Source organism: Neobacillus sp. S1115 (assembly GCF_055385565.1).
In genome coordinates this window covers 5,646,535-5,666,877 of sequence record NZ_AP038275.1, presented here as the reverse complement: position 1 = coordinate 5,666,877, position 20,343 = coordinate 5,646,535, and the positions used below count along the sequence as shown (strand labels likewise).

Below are 20,343 nucleotides of genomic sequence, written 5' to 3'. Positions count from 1 at the left end.
GTCTTTATTTTTTCTTCTTATTTGTAAGCACTTGCACGTGTGATAAAAGAGAATTCGGTGAAAGTACTGAGACTTTAAGGCATGATAAATCTAAAAGCATCATGTGTAAAACGATAGGTTGCAGCATTTAAAAAATACAAAAAAACTACATGGGGGATGACATTATGCCTTTAGTCATAATTGCTATCGGGGTACTATTATTACTTCTTTTAATTATGCGATTCAAATTGAACACATTTGTATCCTTAATTATTGTTTCCTTTATCGTTGCCCTATTATTGGGAATTCCAGTGAAGGATGTTGTTCATTCAATTGAAACCGGTTTAGGCGGAACACTTGGCCACATCGGGATCATTTTTGGACTTGGCGCCATGCTTGGCCGATTAATCGCTGATGCAGGTGGTGCGCATCGCATTGCCACAACGTTAATTAACAAATTTGGTGAAAAACGAATTCAATGGGCTGTTTTAATCGCTTCATTCATATGCGGTATTGCCTTATTCCTTGAGGTTACCATTGTATTATTAATTCCGATTATCTTCTCAATCGCAAAAGAAGCAAAAGTTTCAGTTGTCAAATTAGGTCTTCCAATGGTTACGGCTGCATTGGCGGCACATGCTTTCTTGCCACCGCATCCAGGCCCAATCGCTGTTGCTGCTGAATATCATGCAAATGTTGGTCTAATGTTACTGTACGGAATCATTGTTGCGATACCAACTGTTATTATTGCAGGTATTTGGTATCCTAAGATGGCTCAAAAAATTGTTCCAACTGCATTCAATAGAGAAGTCAGTTCTTCCTTTGGTGTCGCGAAATCATTTAAATTAGAAGAAACACCTGGTTTTGGAATCAGCGTTTTCACTGCCTTATTCCCTGTTATCTTAATGGCGATTGGTGCGATTGTCGATATTTTGGGATTAAAAGAAAATGCGTTCATCACCGTTATTCGCTTTATCACGAACTCTGACACCGCTATGATTCTTTCCGTTCTGTTCGCTGTTTACACAATGGGCATAGCAAGAAAAATTCCGATGAACAAGTTGATGGATTCTTGCGGTTCCGCTGTAAATGCTCTAGGAATGCTGCTATTGATTATTGGCGGCGGCGGTGCTTTAAAGCAGGTTATTGTTGATGGCGGCGTTGGTGATTATGTTGCTAAAATATTTGAAGGTTCTCATATGTCACCGGTTCTGTTTGCTTGGATTGTCGCAGCATTACTTCGTGTCTGCCTAGGGTCCGGAACTGTTGCAACCTTAACAACTCCTGGCTTAGTTCTTCCGTTACTAGCAACTATGCCGAATGTTAACTTGGAATTAGTTGCACTTGCAACTGGTGCAGGTAGTGCCATCGCATCACACGTTAACGACGCGGGATTCTGGATGGTTAAAGAATCTTTAGGCATGACCTTGAAAGAAGCATTCGGTACCTATACGATTCTTTCCACTATCGTTGGTGTTTGCGGATTGGTATTTACTTTAATATTAGATATGTTCTTATAAAAAACAAAAGGGGGCCATTTTATAGAGATTCTATAAAATGGTTCTTTTTTTTGAAAAGATATATTCTTGAAATCGCTTTAGTAATTACTTTTACTTTGAGAGAAATTCGCTTATAATAAAAATGTGTTGCAAAATGCAAAAGAGAAAAGTTTTTTTAAAAATGTTTGTTTTGCATCAATAAAATATATACGAAAATATAGATAGGTGGAAATCTGCATGAACGAGAAATATGAGCGTTTGAAAGATATCTTAATAGAGATGGGCAATGTGGTTGTTGCTTTTTCCGGAGGTGTCGACAGTACGTTATTATTAAAAGTGGCGGTTGATGTTTTAGGAGTGCAAAACGTATTGGCTGTAACGGCAGATTCTGAAACATACCCTTCAAGTGAACTAGAAGAAGCTAAAAAGCTCGCCAAGCTGATCGGGGCCACACACCAAGTAATTGAAACCTCTGAACTGAATATTCCGGGCTACGCAGAAAATGACCGGAACCGATGCTATTTTTGCAAAAATGGGTTGTTCGAAGAAATTGTACCGATTATGCACGAGAAGGGATTTCAAAACGTGGTCTATGGTTTAATCGCCGATGACATGAGTGAACATCGTCCTGGCGTCCGTGCAGCGAGAGAGCATGGCGTCCGCGGGCCGCTTCAGGAGGCGAATCTTTTTAAAGAGGAAATTCGTGAGCTTTCCAAGCAATTAAACCTGCCTACCTGGGAAAAACCATCCTTAGCCTGCTTATCATCCCGCATTGCCTATGGTGAACGGATCACGCAGGAAAAATTAACAAAGGTAGAAAAATCTGAAGCGTATTTAAAATTACTAGGGATTCGGCAAGTTCGTGTCCGGACGCATGAAGAGATCGCCAGAATTGAGGTTGAACCTCAAGATATGCAGTTAATTTTAGCAAACCACCAAGAAATCCAAGAAAACCTTCGAGCGTTTGGCTATAAATATGTCACTCTTGATCTTCAGGGCTATATGAGCGGCAGCATGAATAAAGTACTAACACCGAGCTTTACTAAAGGTGAATCCTGATGGAAAATAAAAGAATAGAGGAAATTTAGTAGGTGAGGGGAACATGATTAAAGCGTTGGTTATTGTCCCATATGAGGGGCTATACGAAATGATGAAAGAGATTCAGCAGGAAGTCAAAGATTTTCAACTTGATATCGAATTAGGAAACCTATATGAAGGGGTGGCTGTTGCAAAAGAAGCCGAAAATAACGGCTATCACGTCATCATCAGCCGCGGTGGTACAGCGTCCTTGATTCAGGAGGCCGTATCAATCCCTGTGATTGACATTCAGGTGACAGGCTATGATGTATTACGCATCATCACTCTTGTAAAAGGGTTTTCCCGGAAATCGGCGATTGTTGGATTTTCGAATATTACCCAAGGTGCTGCAACAATCTGTAAGATTCTTGATTTGGATATTAAAACACTAACGATTTCAAAAGATACTGAGGTTAAAGAAATCTTAACGAATTTAAAGAAGCATGGCTATGAAGTGATTATCGGTGACGTGGTCACGGTCCAAGCTGCCAAACAGTTGGGACTGACCGGAGTGCTGATCACTTCCGGCAAGGAAGCGATTATGGAAGCATTGGAAGAAGCGAAAAGATCCCATCGCATCTTCTCACAGCTGCAGCAGGACGTTTCATTATTTCAATCCATTCTTGATTGTAACGAACAACCAATCGGTATTTTTAACAAAGAGGAGAAACTCATTTACGGGAATGAACGTTTCAATCGCGAATTTCATTGGATGATTGTTGAAAATTCCAACGATATAAAAAAGCTGATTCAAGAAACGGTATTAATGAAGGAAAAGCAAACAAGAACCATTCACATTAATCAGTCATTCTGGAATATCACTGCTTGTCCGCAAAATGGTGCGATTGCTTTATTTTTTGAAAAAAATATTCAGAACCAAGCTGCCTTGCAGGTTGGGGAGAGGGAAGCGAAAAATGCTATCGAATTCCATACGTCCGCTTCGTATGTCCCGATTTCGGGAAAAAGCGAGCCGATTCAGAAGGTGTTAAAACAGATTGATCAATACAGTGCAAACGATGAACCTGTGTGGATTTCCGGTGGGAAGGGTAATGGAAAAGAATTAGCGGCCCACACCATTTATGTGAAAAGGAATAACCTGTACGACCCGTTTGTTGTGCTCCATGGTGATTTATTAAGTAAAGAGCAGCTGGGGAATTTCATGAGTGACTTTTTTGAAAAATATGCTCATGGAGTCATTTATGTAAAAAACATTGACCAATTGAGCGCAGATATGCAAAAAGAGTTATACCATTTCGTCAAGAATGCTCATCACACAAAAGTAAAGTGGCTGGTGTCATCCGAAAACAACATGGAAGAAAAGATAAAAACCGGCACGTTTGATCGTGACCTATACTCTACACTCGGTCAGCAAAAAATTTACATCCCGCTACTCCGGGAACGCCGGGAGGATATAGAGGATTTAGTTCATGTTTTTATATCTGACCTTCATCCGAAATATGGAAACGCTGTCGTTGGAATTCGCACCGATGCTTTGGCCGAGCTTGCCCGTTATGATTGGCCGGGTAATGTGGAGCAGCTAAAGCAAGTAATCGAACAATTGTTTAAACAAACAAGTTCTTATTACATTGAAAAAGAAGATGTGGGGGCGGTTTTAGCAAAATGCGAGCAGCCGGAGAAAAAGGATGAAGCCTTAACTCCTATCGATTTAACCGGTACATTAGAGGCAATTGAAAAACAAGTCATCACCAAAGTTCTTGAAGAAGAAGGCTTAAACCAATCAAAAGCAGCCAAACGCCTTGGCATAAACCGCTCCACACTGTGGCGCAAGCTTAAATAATAGCTTGTGTCTTTTTTTTGTGGCAGATGTGTTGCAAAACGCAATAAAATGAAAGTTTTTATGACATTTTTTCTATATATATTGCCAAATGCAACATTTTGTTTTAATATTAATAGTGCTGAAAGCGTTTTTAGATGAAAAATAAAACGGCATCTAGAGCCTTTAATTAAAAATCAACTGATCTGTTGCAGAACTTATCATACCAGTATGTATAGGCGATTTAAGTCAGTTGAAAAATAATAAAACTCGAGACAAGACAAACTAGAATTAGCGTAAAAGGGGGTCGGGATGCAGGTGAAACTTGCGGTTATAGCAGACGATTTAACGGGTGCCAATGATACGGGCGTGCAATTTGCCAAACAAGGGTTAAACACGACAGTGTTATTTGCCGAAACGCAATTACAGCCAGCACATTTACGTGCAGATGTGATTGTCTTAAATTCAGATAGCCGTGCCTTAACGTCTGAAAAGGCTTATGAAGCGGTTTTTAATCTAGCTGCACAATTGAATAAATTGTCTGTTTCAAAAGTTTTCAAGAAAATTGATTCTACCATGCGGGGAAATATTGGTCCGGAAATCGATGCCGTCATGGATGCATATAAGTTAAAAACCTCGTTTGTGGTTCCGGCTTTTCCGAAAAGCAATCGCGTGACCATGAACGGAAATCATTATGTGAATGGTGTTCTTTTAGAGGAAACACCGATCGCTCAGGATCCAGTCTGCCCAGTAACCGAAAGCTACCTGCCCAAGTTGCTGCAGGAGCAGAGCAAACGGGAAGTCGCAATCATTTCCATTTCCGATGTACGAAAAGGAAAAAACCATTTATTTAAAAAAATGAATGAGCTATCCTCGGAAAGTGTTTCAAAAATTATTATTGTAGATGCAACGACTGATGAGGAACTAAAAACTATAGTCGAAGCTGCAGAATTTTTAAAGGAGAATTTCCTTTGGGTAGGTTCAGCTGGAATTGCCTATCATCTTTTCAATACGGGCCAGCCCGAAGAGCGATTACGTCATCAACAGTCGGGTGAACGGCTTCCAGTCCTGGTCGTTGCAGGTAGTGTAAATCCTGTCATTGACCGGCAAATTCAAGTCTTGAAAGACAACTATCATGTCAAAGAAATTGTCATTTCCCCGGAAGAATTCTTTTATGAAGATAGAAGAAAACGGGAAATCGAACGGATTGTGAAAGCTGGCCAGGCGTTGCTGGAAAAAGGCGATCTAGTAGTCACGACCAATCGCGAACGAGAAGCTATTAATGGGGTGAAGGACCTACAGCAGAAGCTTGGATTATCGAACTTTGATGTAGGATATACCATTGCCGAATCGATGGGCGTGATCGCCGGCCAATTAATTGATAGCAAGCCTATCTGCGGGGCAGTTTTAACCGGCGGGGATATTGCTGGAGCCGCCTGTAAGGTATTGAACGGTGAAGGGATTCGCGTCATTGGTGAAGTGGAGGCCGGGATTCCTTATGGGAAATTGTTCGGAGGCTTCTTTGACGGTTTGCCGCTTGTGACCAAAGCGGGTGCCTTTGGAACGGACCAAGCCCTCGCCAATGCTTTACAAACCATAACGGATGTAAATGCTCATGTTAAAAACCGCGATTGGCGTCATACTGATCCGTCTTATGTGTGTGGCTAATTGCAACTCTTTTATATGAAGATATTTTTAAAATAGAATAACGGGAGGAAACGAAAATGGCAGCAAATAAACCAATTATTGCAATTACAATGGGAGACCCCTCAGGTGTCGGACCGGAAATTATCGTGAAGTCCTTGAATGACAAAAACGTCTATGAAAACTGCCGCCCATTTGTAGTCGGCGATTTAAAAATTTTAAAAAGAGCTTTAGGTGTTACCAATGTTGATCTTCAATTAAACAGCATTGCAAATCCTGAAGATGCCAAGTATGAATACGGAACTATCGATATTATCGATCTAGATTTAGTTTCCGAAGATTTACCTTGGGGACAAGTTTCTCCAGAGGCTGGAAATGCAGCATTCCGTTACTTGGAAAAATCCATTTCTTTTGCGAACGAACAAAGAATTCACGGCATTTGTACCGCTCCTTTAAATAAAGAAGCACTTCACAAAGCCGGCCATATGTATCCTGGCCACACTGAAATTTTGGCTGAATTGACCAATACAAAGGATTTCGCGATGATGCTTTCTGCACCAAACCTACGGGTGATCCATGTAACTACCCATATCGGCCTTCTTGACGCTATTCATAAAATTAATGCTGAGCGTCAATATACGGTCATCAAACTTGCGCATGATACATTGCAAAAAGCAGGGATCAAGTCTCCGCGTATTGCAGTTTGCGGCATCAATCCGCATGCCGGTGAAAATGGCCTGTTTGGACATGGTGAAGAAGAAGAAAAAATTGTTCCTGCTATAGAAAAAGCGCAGGCAGAAGGTATTAATGTACAAGGTCCGCTTCCTGCTGATACCTTGTTCTTCAGAGCAAGACGCGGTGATTTTGATATTGTTGTCGCACAATATCATGACCAAGGCCATGGACCAATTAAAGTATTGGGTCTGGAAGCAGGCGTAAATATTACTGTTGGTCTGCCAACAATCCGTACCAGCGTTGACCACGGAACCGCGTTTGATATTGCTGGAAAAAATATTGCGGATGAGCAATCATTAAAAGAAGCAATCCGCATGGCCATTGAATTGGCTCCTGAGAACTTGGCAATATAAATACGATGAAATAGAAGCAAGAGGTCATTATCTGATCTCTTGCTGCCTTTGTATGTGTGAAATTCTTTTATGAATACGGTGTTTATTTTTGAAAGGGGAGTAGTACAATGTCTTTTCCTAAAATGGCGAAAATAAGACAAAAATTTCAAGTGGAAAGCTTACAGGATATCCCTGGAACGATTACTGAGCAATTCACGGCTGTCAAGGCCGATGAAAAAATCAAGCCGGGCATGGAGATTGCTATTACTGTTGGCAGCCGGGGGATTAACAATATCCCGTTAATCGTGAAGAGCGTGGCGGATGAAATTAGGAAGAGAGGCGCAACTCCATTTGTCTTTCCGGCAATGGGAAGCCACGGCGGTGCTACAGCTGAAGGGCAAAAAGAGATGGTGGAAAGCTTAGGTGTAACCGAAGAATACACTGGCTGCGAAATCCGTTCCTCCATGGATGTCGTGGAAGTTGGCGTAACGTCAGAAGGAATCCCTGTTTATGTAGACAAAATAGCTTACAATGCAGATGGCATCATCGTGATGGGCCGCATCAAGCCGCATACAGATTTTAAAAATAAAATTGAAAGCGGCGTCTTAAAAATGGCGTCCATCGGAATGGGTAAGCATAAACAAGCCCTGGCTTTACATACTTATGGCATTAAAGGAATCAGCGAAATGATGCCTGAAGTAGGGAAAGTGGCGATTGCCAAGTCCAATACTCTATTTGGAATTGGCATTGTGGAAAATGCTCATGAAGAAACGGCAATCATTGAAGCTATTGAACCGGACCAAATCGAAGAACGTGAAAGAGAATTATTGAAAAAAGCATTTACCTTGATGCCAAGCCTGCCAGTCGACGAAATGGATATTTTGCTCGTCGATGAAATCGGCAAAAACTATAGCGGTACCGGCTTTGATACAAACATTATCGGCCGGATCCGGGTCTTGGGCGTAGAAGAGCCGAAAAAGCCAAGCATCAAATATGTCATAGCCTCCAATTTAAGCGAGGTCAGCCACGGAAACGCTTTAGGAATCGGCTTAGCGGATTTAACTACCAAGCGTTTATTTGAAAAAATCGATATCAAAACCATGAACGAAAATGTCGTCACCAGTACCTTCTTGGCACGTGCAAGTATTCCGATTGTCCTGGACAACGACCAAGAAGCATTGAAAGCAGCACTGCGCGCTACCTGGGGAGTGGCACCGGAAGAAGCAAGAATCGTACGGATTCCAAACACCCTCCACATCGGCGAACTATATGTATCAGAAGTCATCTTCAACGAACTAAAAGACAAAGAAAACATCGAAGTATTAGAAGAACTCCAAGAAATGAAATTCGACCAAGACGGGTATTTCTTGCCAATGCATTGATGCATGGGGACGGTTCTTGTGCATCATTATTAAAAGCAGCTTTCAAGTTGGAAGCTGTTTTTTTATATGTATTGGAAAGAGGAATATTTTTACATAATATAGAAATGATGTTGATAGAATTTAAATGGAGAGAGGTAATTATTATTCTCGGTATTGTATTCTGGATTATTATCATTGCATGCTTTTTGTTTAGTTTTGTCGGTCTTGTATACCCGATTATCCCGTCAGTGCTGCTCATTTGGGCAGGGGTAGTGCTGTATCACTTTGGAATTAACCCAAACGAACTTTCTTGGCTTTCGTGGACCATGCTTGCCTTATTGACAATTGTTTTATTTTTGTCGGATTATTTGGCAAATCTACACTTTGTCGATAAAGCTGGCGGTTCTAAATGGGGGACACGGGCGGCAACTCTGGGGCTAATCATCGGAAGCTTTGTGGTTCCGCCTTTTGGCGTCATTATTGTCCCGTTTGTTTTGGTATTAATCACGGAAATGCTGCAAAAAAAATCCTTCCTAGAATCCACGAAAGTGGCGTTTGCTACCTTGCTTGCCTTTTTAAGCGGGACGGTTGCAAAGGCCGTTATCCAGCTGATTATGATTGGTGTGTTTGCTTTTGATGTAATTTTCTAAAAGGTCCTTCTTGGGTGGGTTTCGTCGGCTATCCCTTTTCGCTGTATCACTATTTTACTTGGGAATCAAAATAGTAATTTCATCACATGAAACTATTCCACTTTTATTTATTTTTTATTTAGTTCCATTATCACTTTTTAAACATAAGGATATGATAAGGAGTGGAATGTGATGAAAAAGGAACAGGAACAGTTTGATATCGAAACGCTTCAGCTTATTCAAAATAGACTTGATTATATTTACTCCATCGCCAAGAGGTATAACAGTGATCACCCTGAATTAATGGACACGATTGAAAGTTTAGCTAATGTGGCAAACATGTTTGCAAAGAATAAATATGAAGAGTTGAAGGGTAAGGAAGTAACAGCGAGCCAACAAGGAAACATTGTAAGAAGGCTGGGAAACTCATACTCCAGAATGAGAGAGTATGAAAAACAAAAAGAGACGGACTTTCCGGAGTGGAAGCTTTGAATCATGGGTGATGTACGGGGACGGTTCTCGTGCCTCATTTTCGTTATTCTGAGGTACAAGAACCGGAAACATAGGGCCGGTCTCATTCCCCATTTCGAAAGCAGCTTGCTAATAAAAATTGGCAGGCTGTTTTATTTATTATGAAAATATAAATTCTGATGCAGACATTCATATTCTCGCAAAGAAAATCCCCTCCCGCTGCCATGAAGCAAAAGAACCGTCCCCGTGTCTCACCTACATATAATTTCCCTCAGCGGGGATAATAAAGCCAACTTATCCTCAAAATGGAGATTTATATGCAGAGTTTAGTAAAAATCTTGCTTCCAAGACAGTTGTTTATGTTGCTGATTCTTTCGACTGGATTGCTTAACCATGTGATTCTTATCCCGAATTTGCTCACTGCTGCTGGTCGGGATAGCTGGTTAAGTGTTATTTTGGTTTACCCGATTGCCATCTTCTTTTCATGGCTGGTTTACTTTATTGCCAAGAAAAGTCCGAATGAGGGCTTCTTTTCATTGATGAAACAACGTTTAGGAAAGGTGTTCTCGACGATCCTGTCCATTCCAATGATGCTCTTTTTGTTATCCAGCTGCTACGTCACCTTAAGGGACTTAATGATTTGGTTAAGTGCCTATTTTCTAGCTGACGCGCCCATTTTTATGATTAATATGATTCTAATTTCTGTATGTTTTCTTGTCACACTAAGCGGGGTAAAAGCAATGGCGATAGCGAGCGGATTCCTATTACCGATTGTGATGTTGCTAGGGTTCTTTATTGCATTTACAAACATTCATCATAAGGATCCTAGTTTGTTGTTTCCCGTTCTCGCCGAGGGTTATGCCCCTTTAATGAAAGGGGCCATTTATGGACTGGCCGGCCTCCTCGAGATATACGTGGTTATTTTATTACAGCCATATTCCCAAGAACCGATTAAATTTAGACAAATGTTCGTTTTATTATTCATTTTAACGGGCTTAATATTGGGACCGCTGTCCGCAGGCATCATGGAATTTGGCCCAACAGACGCAGTCAATTTTCGCTATCCTGCCTATGAGCAATGGCGTATTTTAAGTATCGGCGAATATATCTCCAATTTGGACTTTTTTGCTTTATACCAATGGCTGAGTGGAGCATTAATCCGGGTAGGCTTATTCATGTATTTGCTATGCACATTTTTCACATCAAAGAAGCAACCATACAGGCTGAATCCAAAGCTTGTGATCGTTATGTATCTCCTCTTATTCGGTCTTATGATGATAAAAGTCGAAACTTTTTATTTCTATAAGGCTGTTTATGATTACTTTTTGCCGATATGCATGGCATTTTTTTTAGTGCAAATCCTGGTATCTGTTGTACTTGTTTTAGTTTTTAACAAAAGGGATGATCATCATGGCAAGGACACCAAGCTCGAAACGACCTCATAACGGAAGTGCTGATCATAAACTTGAAGAGCTAAAAAATCAATTTGTGAAGAGCCAGGATTTAATCTTTAAAGTGCACATTTCCGGACGGGAAAGCTTTGATATCATTTATTTTCAAAGCTTAATCGATTTAAATTTTCTAGATCAATACATATTGCCTAAACTTGGGTTTCATATAGAGGCTCCCGTTCTATATAAACTGAAATCCTTTTTTCAAGCAGATGATGTCACCTCGAGAACAATTGAAGATTTATCCGCTTTACTTTTTGAAGGAAGAGTCCTATTCAAAATCGATGATGTGCTTTTAAGTATTGATGCCGGCGACTTTCCGAAACGAATCCCTGAAGAATCAGCGCTTGAGACTTCGATAAGAGGCCCAAAGGACGGGTTTGTTGAGGACATAAAGACAAACATCTCCCTCATTCGGAGAAGACTTAATACCTCATCTTTATGTTTGGAAAGATATATTATTGGGAAAAGAAGCAAAACAAAAGTCGCTCTCATGTATTTAGAAGATGTCATTGATCAAAGAGTTCTTGATGAGATCCACAAAAGGCTGGATAATGTCGAAACTGATATTTTATTGAGTATTCATGAACTTGAGTCATTTGTACGAGATCGTCCGTATTCAGTCTTTCCTACTATGGACTATACAGGGAGACCGGACTTTATTGTTCAGGGATTGAATCAAGGTCGATTTGCTCTGCTGGTGGACGGGAATCCTACTGTATCTATCGCCCCCATTAGTTTACTGGTACAGACCAAATCTCCTGAGGACAATTACATCAGTTATGCGTATGTTTCAGTCGAAAGGATCATCAGGCTGATAGGGTTAATGATATCTGGCTTTTTACCCGGTTTGTGGATTGCCTTATCCTCCTTTAACATTGAACAGATTCCGTACACCATGGTTGCGACGATAGCAGTCTCCCGTTTCGGCCTGCCTTTGTCTTCGCCCATCGAAATGGTGATTATACTCTTTTTATTTGAGCTATTTAATGAAGCAGGGGTACGCTTGCCGAGGGCGATTGGGCAAACGGTAGCGGTATTGGGAGGCTTAATTGTAGGTGATGCTGCCATCAGGGCCGGATTAACTTCTCCTACCATGCTAGTTGTTACTGCGATTACCTATATTTCGTCTTTTACGTTAGTGAATCAAACATTAAGTACAGGAATCACGGTTATCAGGTTTTCTGTTATTTTACTTAGTACGTTTTTCGGATTATTTGGAGTGGTGAGCGGCTTTATTTTAACGATTTTTTACTTTTCAACGCTGTCTTCCTTTGGGGTTCCATACCTCGCATCGGTGGCACCAATAAGCCTAAAAGAAGTGATGAAGTCATTCTTAAGACTTCCTAATGGCTTATACAAATCAAGAGCCGCCTCAACGAGCCCAGATGATCCAACAAGGGATGGTAATCCATCATGAGAATAATGAAACTCGTATTGGTTCTCTCATGTTGTCTAATCTTTACCGGCTGTACGGGAATAAAAAATATTCAAGATATCACTTATATCGTGGCGATTGGTATGGATTATGATGTGAAAAAAAAGGAATATACCGCGTATATTCAAGGTTTGAATTTTGCTAATGTAGCAAAGACAGAGGGAGGGAGGCCGGTAGAACCGATTCCGACTTTTGTGGCATCAGCCACTGGTGAAACACTAAATTTGGCAGTAAGTAAATTATATAAAAAGTCAGAACCGCCATTGTTTTTTGGACACGTTAAAACACTTGTGTTAAGTCAGCGTTTAATCAAACACAAGGCAAAAGAAGTAATTAAAGAAGTAGGCAGAAATCGTTCACTTCGCCCCACACTTAGAGTCGTAACGACAGATGAGGATATCCAAAAGGTTTTTAATGTAAAGGCATTATTCGATTATCCATCAGTGTATACGGTGATTTTTAAAAAAGATGGCAGTGATCTGGCCGAGGATGAAATAAGACCCACCACGCTCATGCGCTTTTTAAGAGACTATTATGAACCGATGGGGGCGGCCAAACTGCCTTTAGTTAAAATTGATAGAGACAGCTGGAAGACTAAAAAGAACTTCCCCATTTTATTTTTTAATGGATATGCTGTGTTTCAGCACAAAGAGTTTATCAAAGTTCTTCCTTTTAATGATGCAGTTTATATTAATTGGCTGCTCGAAAACAGGGTTGCATTAGATCGGAAAGTGATAAATAACGGAAAGCTGGTAGCTGCTGTCAGGCTGACTTCGCCAAAAATGAAAATAAAATACGAAAAGGGCGCATCTTCACCAAAGTTTTCTATCGAGCTTTTTGCACATGCTGATTTACTGGAAAAAATAGAGGATATCCCCATGAAAAAATTAAAGAAATTAATTGAAAGCGATATAAAAAAGAACCTTGAATCAATTTATAAAAAAGGGGTAGACGACCAGATTGATGTCCTAAACGCCGGGGAAAAATGGTATCGGGCCCACGCTAAACAATACCAACAATTAAAAAAATCACAGAACTTTTATTTAGATAAGAAATCCCTAAGTAAAGTTACCGTTAAGGTACAAGTCTTTCATTATAATGCCTATAAATATGACCTCAAAGGCAATGGGGATTTCTGAGGCACGGGGACGGTTCACATGCATCATTTTAAAAGCAGCTTGCTAATAACCGGCAGGTTGCTTTATTAGTTTTAAAGCCCAAAATTGCTTTTTTTACGAAGTACTTTACTCCCGTTTCAACTTTTCATTTTTTATAGTAAATTTTCCCTATTATCTATTATAATAGTAATGTATATTTTGAATTCAATATTTTCATAGTACTAATAGATTAATTCATAGGTAGGGATGATTGTTGTGAAAGAGTTGTTGCCAATTATCGAAAAATGGCCAGGCGTTGGCTTTATCATAAAATATATCTTGGATTCCAATCTGAAAGTTATTGGCATGGTTGCCGTGATAATCCTAGCTGGTTTGTATCTTCTAAAGGAAGGAAAAGAGCTGGCGGATTTATTTAAGCCAATCCTCAATCTTTTCCGTAAGAAAAATGGCCCTAACAAAGATGATTTGAAGCGGGAGCATTTTTATGAGGTATCCACAAGTCCAGAATTTGTAAAATGGCAAAATGAAGTCTTGAAAAAAATATACTCCGATTTGAACCTGTTAACCCTGTTTGGCAGGGACTACCCGATTCTGATTCATGAAGCGAAAGATAATTTTTCCTATCCTTTCAATGAAAAGGTTTCCGGCTTTGCAAAACTGAATAGTACCGACCTTCCAAAATTTGAGTATGATAAGGGGCAAAAGGCGTATTTTAACATGATGAAATCTACCATTAAACGGCCAAAATTGGTCGGCTTTGAATTGGATGAGTTTTATTTGGACAATGCCGATAGAATCGAAGGTTTCTCAGCTAAAGTATGTCAGTATGAGCAAAATGTCGTGACCAGCCATATTCTCGATTATGAAATGTACAAGTATTATCAAAAAAGAGGCGAGAAGGCACTGGATAAATCGGGTGAGGAGCTGTTAAATGAGCTGTCCTATCGAAAAAAAATCCATACTGGGAAAACACAAAGGGAAGTTGTGTCAACAGGGTGCAATCGCCATTCCTTGTTAAGTGTACAGATGCTAGTGATTTTTAAGGATAAAAATAATAGCTACCGGGCGCTGATGATTAAGCGATCGAAGGACGTAGCGATCAAGCCGAATTATTGGCAATTGATTCCGGCCGGCGGCTTTGAAATTTTTGAAAGAGAAGATACTACCTCAAAACTTGTCATCAAGCAAAATTTCAATATTGAGTTGGCCTTATTTAGGGAATTGATTGAGGAGGCCTTTAATGGGGCGGATTTTGAGGATAATGAATCTGGGAATGAATTCGAGGTCATTAATAAACACAAGGACGTTATTTACATAAAAGAATTGCTGAAGAAGAAGGATGCGCATCTGGAGTTTATCGGAAATGTGGTCGACCTAGTCTCGCTAAGGCCGGAGCTTTCGTTTCTATTGGTGGTCGATAACCTGGAATTTGCCGATATGAACTTTAAGAAAAATCATGAGGGCAAGGATTTGCAAGTTATTAAAGTGAACGAGATTCCAGATTTGCTAGAGGACGGCTTACTCTATCCGAGCAGCGCCGGGCTGCTCAAGCTAGCCATGAAAAGCCAACTATTCGCCGAACGCGGTCTGCTGCAGGAAATGTGATACACGGGGACGGTTCTCATGCATCATTTTGGTGATGCACAAGAGCCGTCCTTGTTTATCATTTCCAGTAAAAACCAGGGGACAAGTTGTAACCGCTTCCATTATAATAGAGATAGATAGAGGAAAGGGGATGCAGCAATGGAACTATTAATGGAACTACTAGCCAACAACCCGTCGGAGGAGCCTTGTGAAGAAAATTCCCCAACAATAGAAGAAGAGAATTACGATGTGTCTGACTATGATTATAATAAGAGGATATGGTTTTAATAGATGGAACGCGGGGACGGTTCTCGTGCATAAATGATGCATGAGATCCGTCCCTTTGCTTCACCTTTAGTGAACAAAATGGTCGGTATTTTTATCAATATATAAAGTGCCATCCTTTTGCAGTTCTGCGTAAAAGACTTCTGATAGGTCTGTTCCTGCTTGGGCTAATTGTTCATGGACCCAGGCCATATCTAGGTTAAATGGCTGAAGGTTCTCATCAATGATTTTCCCGTCCGCTATCACCTGAATAGGAATCGGGAACTGTGCAGCTTGAGGCCCTACCACGCCTAATGCCTGTGCCGGTAATGGTAAATCCCCGCACTTCAATGGCTGCTTTTGTTCCTTCAGCAAAACAGACAATTTTCCATTTGTCTCCAAAATTGCATAATCCACCTCCTCAATCGAAAAAACATCCTTATTCCTTAACAGGACCTGCAGCTCATCCATGTCGAGGAGCTGTTTTTTCAAGACATGCTCGAGTATTTTCCCTTGTTTGATAATAATGACCGGTTCACCTTCTACTACTTTACGGAACGATCTTGATTTGACATCGAAAAAAGCCACCAGCAAAGTCAGTCCGCACCATGTTAAAAGGCTGACAAAGCCTGAGGAAACCTTCAAGGTTGGGTCAACCGTCAACGACCCGGCAATTGTTCCAATCGAAATTCCGGTAATATAATTAAAAAACGTAAGCTGTGAAACCTGCTTCCGCCCCAATAGTCTTGTTAACAAAAAAAGCACCACAAAGGCACCAACCGCCCTCGCAAAAATCTCCACCACGCGACACTCACCATCCATTTGTAAAAATATACCTTATTTATAATCTCACCAGAAGTTATGACAAATATTCGGTTTATGAAGTGAGGCACGAGAACCGTCCCCATGCATCATGACCTTTTTCCTATGTTTCTTCCATTTCTCTTTATTGGCAGAAATAGTATAATGAAAGGAGAGTATTTTGAATATTTGGCAATTAATGGAAAACACAGTATCTGCTAAGGGATATGTCTTGAAGGAGCGGAGTTTTACATATGAAGGTCATGTCGATTGCTGCCCTTTTTGATGAGCATATGGGGATGAATGAAGCGTTAGGAAAATTAGTTGAGAGTCCGGAATTAACGATTTGGTATAGGGATTTGGCAAAGGATACGTTATGGGTATCGAAGGGAAATGCCGCCATCTATGGGTATACACAGGATGATTTTATGAATAAACCTTTTCTGTGGCGGAACTCTGTATACCCGGACGACCGGTGGATTCTTGACCATGCAATCGCCCGGCAGCTTACGGGCAGCCCGACGACCGTGGAATATCGCATTATTCGTTCGGATGGCGAAGTAAGGTGGATCGAGAATCGCACCCATTCGATTTTGGATTCGAATGGAAAGGTCAGTGCTATTAGCGGGTCTATCTATGACATTACCGAGCAAAAAAGAGAGTCCCTACAATTGCAGGAACAGCTCATCATGAACGAAAAAAGGTATAAGTCGCTCTTTAACTACAACCATGATTTAGTGTGTTCCCTGGATCTAAATGGGAAAGTGACGAGTGTTAATAAAAGCTGTGAAGCTTTAACTGGATATAGTGAAACAGAATTGATGAGTAAGTTTTTTAAAGATTGGGTTTATGAAGCTGACCTGCCTAAAACCTATCGGGCTTATAAACTTGCCAAAAATGGGCATTCCGAGCGGATGGAATTAAGAATCGTCCATAAAAGCGGAGACATTCTCTTCACTAGTACAACCACCATTCCGATTATGATTGATGACAAAATGGTCGGTGTGTATTGTATTGTCAAAGACATTACCAAACATAAAAAACTGCAGGAGGAATTAGAAGGCAATAACCTGCGTTACAAATCGCTGTTTGAACATAATGCTAACTGTGTCTACTCTTTTGATTTAAATGGGTATTTTACAAGCTGTAATTCCGTATGTGAACAACTTACAGGCTATCGAAAAGAAGAATTACTTAAGCCGATCTCTTTTCATTCGTTCATTGCTTCGGAAAAACTGCTAGATACCATCTATCATTTTGAACAATGTAAAAATGGCACACCGCAAAATTTCCGAACGTCCATTAAAAATAGAAATGGCTTGATTGTTCATGCCAACGTGACCATTGTCCCCCTCATTGCAGATGGGCAAATTAATGGCGTCTTTGGCATTGCGCAGGACATTACGAAGCAGGTCGAAATAGAAGAAATCAATGAGCATATGGCCTACCACGATTATTTAACCGGCCTGCCCAACCGAAATAAGTTAAATTCGACCCTTTCAAAGGAACTGCTATTCGCTCAAGAACGAAACCAGCAGGTGGCGATCCTCTTTTTAGATCTCGATCGCTTCAAACTGATCAACGATACACTTGGTCATACAACAGGAGATCAATTGTTAAAGGAAGTAGCCGAACGGATGAAATCTTCCCTCTATGATAAAGACATTGTTTTCAGACAGGGTGGGGACGAATTTATCATTATATTAAAAAATGCCGATCGCGATGTCGCTTCCATCGTATCGAGAAGAATACTCGATATTCTGAGTGAGCCTTTCCAAATCGATAACTATGATATTTTTACATCTCCGAGCATTGGAATCAGCATGTACCCGGAGGATGGCGAAAACGTGGAAATCCTCATCAAAAAGGCCGATTTCGCTATGTACCATGCCAAGAATGACGGAAAAAATAATTTTAAATTTTATTCCCAAAAAGAACGTAAATCCAACATGAATCCATTAAAAATCGAGATGGACCTCCATAAGGCGCTGGAAAAAGAAGAGCTGCTTCTTCATTACCAGCCAAAGGTGAATTTAAAAACAGGGAAAATAACCGGGGTGGAGGCGTTAATCCGCTGGAACCATTCGGAATTCGGGATGATTGCTCCCGGTACCTTTATCCCGATTGCGGAAGAAACTGGGTTGATCACTCCGATTGGCGAGTGGGCCTTATATACCGCCTGCAAGCAATGCAAGGACTGGCAGTGCAAAGGTTTTTCCACCACGGTCTCAGTCAATCTCTCGGCCCGTCAGTTTACGCAATCCAATTTGCATGAAACCGTTGCAATCGTCTTGTACGAGACGGAGTTAGAGCCTCGATTTTTAGAGCTTGAGATCACGGAAAGCATGACGGCCAGCATTGAACGGACTATTTATACGTTACAAAAGCTAAAAAAGCTTGGTGTACGGATTAGTATCGACGATTTTGGAAAGGGATTTAGTTCGTTAAATTACCTGCAAAAATTCCCGGTGGATACGTTGAAAATTGATCAGGAGTTTGTCCAGCGTGTGCACAAAAACCCAAATGACGAGACCATTGTCAAAACGATCATTTCGATGGCGCACAATTTAAACTTGAGTGTGGTAGCGGAAGGAATCGAGACAAAGGAACAGTTATTGTTCCTGCAGCAACATCTTTGTGACGAAGGGCAGGGTTACTTTTTTACAAAACCTGTAGCGGCCGAAGAAGTTGAAAACAATTGGTTTGCCATTCAGCAGATGGTGAAGGAATTCGGATTATCTCAAGACGTCAACGAACGCAAGTGGGCGGAAGAATTCGTCCGGATTGCGAGAAAAGAATTAAATGAAACCATCCGCCTTCAGCAAGGGATGACCTTTAAGTATAAAAAAATTAATGGCCGTTTCATTCATACCCTGTGTGATGGGGAGTTGCTGTATCGGCTTGGCCTTATCCCTAGTCTTGTTGTAGGAAAGAGTTTAGCAGAGTTTTTACCTAAGGAGTATGCCGAAGAAAAGGAAGTTTATTATCAAAGGGCTTGGGACGGGGAAGAACATGTTTCCTACGAAGGCGAGCTGAATGGCGTTACCTACCTTGCTGCGTTAAGCCCGATTAAACGAGGCGGGGAAGTCGTCGAGGTCATCGCTTCGTGTGTGGATATTACGGAAAGAAGAAAAGTGGAAAAAGCCTTGCATGATAGCGAAAATAAGTACCGGTTGATTACGGAGAACATGACCGATTTGATTATATTATTTGATCGGAACGGAAAGAGTGTTTATGCCTCTCCGTCTCATCAAACCGTACTCGGTTATGCTCCTGAATTTTTTATAGGAAACAATACGGCACATCTGATTCATCCGGAAGATGCCCAGCTTATCGAGAAGCTATTTGCAGAGGTGTTGGATAGCAAATCTCCGATGAAAGTGGAACTTCGCTTTTTACATGCGAACGGGGATTGGAGACTGCTGGAATGTAATGGCACGCCGGTTATTGGTGAGAATGGAGAAGTGGAACATATCATGGTGGTCAGCAATGATATTACCGAGAAAAGAAGAGCAGAGGAGCTGCTATCGAAATCGGAAAAATTATCATTGGTGGGTGAGCTAGCGGCCGGTGTTGCCCATGAAATCAGAAATCCGATGACCTCGATTAAAGGGTTTATTCAGCTATTCCAGCAGGGAATCATCAGGGACGAATACTTTGATGTGGTACTTGGCGAGTTCGACCGGGTGGAGGACATTATTAAGGAGTTTCTTTCCCTGGCAAGACCCCAGGAAATCCAGCTGAAGCAAGTGAATATTCCAGTTTTGTTAAAAGAGGTGGAGACCTTAATCAAATCGGAGGCGCACCTGAAGGATGTGGAAATTCTGCTGGAAATAGAGCCAGATCTCCCGACGATAATGTGCGACACTAACCAAATCAAACAGGTGCTGTTGAATCTCTGCAAAAATAGTATGGATGCGTTGGATACCAAACGAAAAGGTCTTATTAAAATCACGGTAGGGGTTGAGTGTAACCAGCTGCTGCTTCAGGTAATCGATAACGGAATTGGAATCAGTGAAGAGCGTATCAAAAGACTTGGTGAGCCTTTCTACAGCAACAAGGAAAAGGGGACAGGCCTTGGCCTGATGATCTGTTTTAGAATCATCAAGCAGCACAATGGAACGATCACCTTCCAAAGCAAAGGAAACTGCGGCACCACCGCACAGGTTAGGCTGCCGCTATAGTG

General features: G+C 41.0%; 15 protein-coding genes. 14 read left to right on the top strand and 1 reads right to left on the bottom strand.

The window, feature by feature from the left end; translation table 11 throughout:
• The first annotated feature begins 164 nt into the window (after window positions 1-164).
• The 13 genes from ACZ5B7_RS27710 (at window position 165) to ACZ5B7_RS27650 (ending at window position 15,380) form a co-directional block, all read left to right on the top strand.
• A complete protein-coding gene (locus ACZ5B7_RS27710) occupies window positions 165-1,499 on the top strand; it encodes a gluconate:H+ symporter (RefSeq protein WP_464491782.1) in 1,335 nt (444 codons plus the stop codon).
• A gap of 216 nt (window positions 1,500-1,715) precedes the next feature.
• Entirely contained in the window at window positions 1,716-2,537 is an 822-nt protein-coding gene (gene larE, locus ACZ5B7_RS27705; protein WP_464491781.1) for an ATP-dependent sacrificial sulfur transferase LarE, read from the top strand.
• 43 nt (window positions 2,538-2,580) lie between these two features.
• Window positions 2,581-4,353 (top strand): PrpR N-terminal domain-containing protein, encoded by a 1,773-nt coding sequence (locus ACZ5B7_RS27700; protein ID WP_464491780.1) that lies wholly within the window; start codon window positions 2,581-2,583, stop codon window positions 4,351-4,353.
• A 288-nt stretch (window positions 4,354-4,641) separates the two neighbouring features.
• Window positions 4,642-5,997, top strand: coding sequence for a four-carbon acid sugar kinase family protein (locus ACZ5B7_RS27695; RefSeq protein ID WP_464491779.1), 1,356 nt, complete (start codon window positions 4,642-4,644; stop codon window positions 5,995-5,997).
• A gap of 56 nt (window positions 5,998-6,053) precedes the next feature.
• Window positions 6,054-7,061 carry a 4-hydroxythreonine-4-phosphate dehydrogenase PdxA gene (gene pdxA / locus ACZ5B7_RS27690; protein ID WP_423799857.1) on the top strand — a complete coding sequence of 336 codons (1,008 nt, stop codon included), beginning with the start codon at window positions 6,054-6,056 and terminating at the stop codon, window positions 7,059-7,061.
• A gap of 107 nt (window positions 7,062-7,168) precedes the next feature.
• A complete protein-coding gene (locus ACZ5B7_RS27685) occupies window positions 7,169-8,422 on the top strand; it encodes a nickel pincer cofactor-dependent isomerase, group 22 (protein WP_464491778.1) in 1,254 nt (417 codons plus the stop codon).
• A 47-nt stretch (window positions 8,423-8,469) separates the two neighbouring features.
• Complete coding sequence (locus ACZ5B7_RS27680) at window positions 8,470-9,051, top strand: DUF456 domain-containing protein (RefSeq protein ID WP_464491777.1); 582 nt, start codon at window positions 8,470-8,472, stop codon at window positions 9,049-9,051.
• Between the two features lie 171 nt (window positions 9,052-9,222).
• Window positions 9,223-9,522: a hypothetical protein gene (locus ACZ5B7_RS27675; RefSeq protein ID WP_464491776.1), complete on the top strand. Its 300-nt coding sequence runs from the start codon at window positions 9,223-9,225 to the stop codon at window positions 9,520-9,522.
• 296 nt (window positions 9,523-9,818) lie between these two features.
• A complete protein-coding gene (locus tag ACZ5B7_RS27670; protein ID WP_464491775.1) occupies window positions 9,819-10,946 on the top strand; it encodes a GerAB/ArcD/ProY family transporter in 1,128 nt (375 codons plus the stop codon).
• Window positions 10,912-12,372, top strand: a complete 1,461-nt coding sequence (locus ACZ5B7_RS27665) for a spore germination protein (protein ID WP_464491774.1) — start codon at window positions 10,912-10,914, stop codon at window positions 12,370-12,372. The genes ACZ5B7_RS27670 and ACZ5B7_RS27665 overlap by 35 nt, the downstream gene beginning before the upstream one ends.
• Window positions 12,369-13,529, top strand: a complete 1,161-nt coding sequence (locus ACZ5B7_RS27660) for a Ger(x)C family spore germination protein (RefSeq protein ID WP_464491773.1) — start codon at window positions 12,369-12,371, stop codon at window positions 13,527-13,529. The genes ACZ5B7_RS27665 and ACZ5B7_RS27660 overlap by 4 nt, the downstream gene beginning before the upstream one ends.
• Window positions 13,530-13,763: 234 nt before the next feature.
• Window positions 13,764-15,113, top strand: coding sequence for a hypothetical protein (locus ACZ5B7_RS27655; protein WP_464491772.1), 1,350 nt, complete (start codon window positions 13,764-13,766; stop codon window positions 15,111-15,113).
• Window positions 15,114-15,251: 138 nt separating this feature from the next.
• Window positions 15,252-15,380, top strand: a complete 129-nt coding sequence (locus tag ACZ5B7_RS27650) for a hypothetical protein (RefSeq protein WP_464491771.1) — start codon at window positions 15,252-15,254, stop codon at window positions 15,378-15,380.
• A gap of 66 nt (window positions 15,381-15,446) precedes the next feature.
• Here ACZ5B7_RS27650 and ACZ5B7_RS27645 read toward each other — a convergent pair whose 3' ends face one another.
• Window positions 15,447-16,160 (bottom strand): DUF421 domain-containing protein, encoded by a 714-nt coding sequence (locus tag ACZ5B7_RS27645; protein WP_464491770.1) that lies wholly within the window; start codon window positions 16,158-16,160, stop codon window positions 15,447-15,449.
• A 251-nt stretch (window positions 16,161-16,411) separates the two neighbouring features.
• On the opposite strand from ACZ5B7_RS27645, the gene ACZ5B7_RS27640 reads away from it, so the two are divergent.
• The gene (locus tag ACZ5B7_RS27640; protein WP_464491769.1) at window positions 16,412-20,341 is read left to right on the top strand and encodes a PAS domain S-box protein; all 3,930 of its coding nucleotides are present in this window, start codon (window positions 16,412-16,414) and stop codon (window positions 20,339-20,341) included.
• Window positions 20,342-20,343: the final 2 nt, after the last annotated feature.

Excerpts from the sequence above, each read along its gene's own strand:
- ACZ5B7_RS27710 (WP_464491782.1), top strand. The coding sequence starts at position 165 with ATGCCTTTAGTCATAATTGCTATCGGGGTACTATTATTACTTCTTTTA.
- larE (WP_464491781.1), top strand. The coding sequence starts at position 1,716 with ATGAACGAGAAATATGAGCGTTTGAAAGATATCTTAATAGAGATGGGC.
- ACZ5B7_RS27700 (WP_464491780.1), top strand. The coding sequence starts at position 2,581 with ATGATTAAAGCGTTGGTTATTGTCCCATATGAGGGGCTATACGAAATG.
- ACZ5B7_RS27695 (WP_464491779.1), top strand. The coding sequence starts at position 4,642 with ATGCAGGTGAAACTTGCGGTTATAGCAGACGATTTAACGGGTGCCAAT.
- pdxA (WP_423799857.1), top strand. The coding sequence starts at position 6,054 with ATGGCAGCAAATAAACCAATTATTGCAATTACAATGGGAGACCCCTCA.
- ACZ5B7_RS27685 (WP_464491778.1), top strand. The coding sequence starts at position 7,169 with ATGTCTTTTCCTAAAATGGCGAAAATAAGACAAAAATTTCAAGTGGAA.
- ACZ5B7_RS27675 (WP_464491776.1), top strand. The coding sequence starts at position 9,223 with ATGAAAAAGGAACAGGAACAGTTTGATATCGAAACGCTTCAGCTTATT.
- ACZ5B7_RS27670 (WP_464491775.1), top strand. The coding sequence starts at position 9,819 with ATGCAGAGTTTAGTAAAAATCTTGCTTCCAAGACAGTTGTTTATGTTG.
- ACZ5B7_RS27665 (WP_464491774.1), top strand. The coding sequence starts at position 10,912 with ATGGCAAGGACACCAAGCTCGAAACGACCTCATAACGGAAGTGCTGAT.
- ACZ5B7_RS27660 (WP_464491773.1), top strand. The coding sequence starts at position 12,369 with ATGAGAATAATGAAACTCGTATTGGTTCTCTCATGTTGTCTAATCTTT.
- ACZ5B7_RS27650 (WP_464491771.1), top strand. The coding sequence starts at position 15,252 with ATGGAACTATTAATGGAACTACTAGCCAACAACCCGTCGGAGGAGCCT.
- ACZ5B7_RS27640 (WP_464491769.1), top strand. The coding sequence starts at position 16,412 with ATGAAGGTCATGTCGATTGCTGCCCTTTTTGATGAGCATATGGGGATG.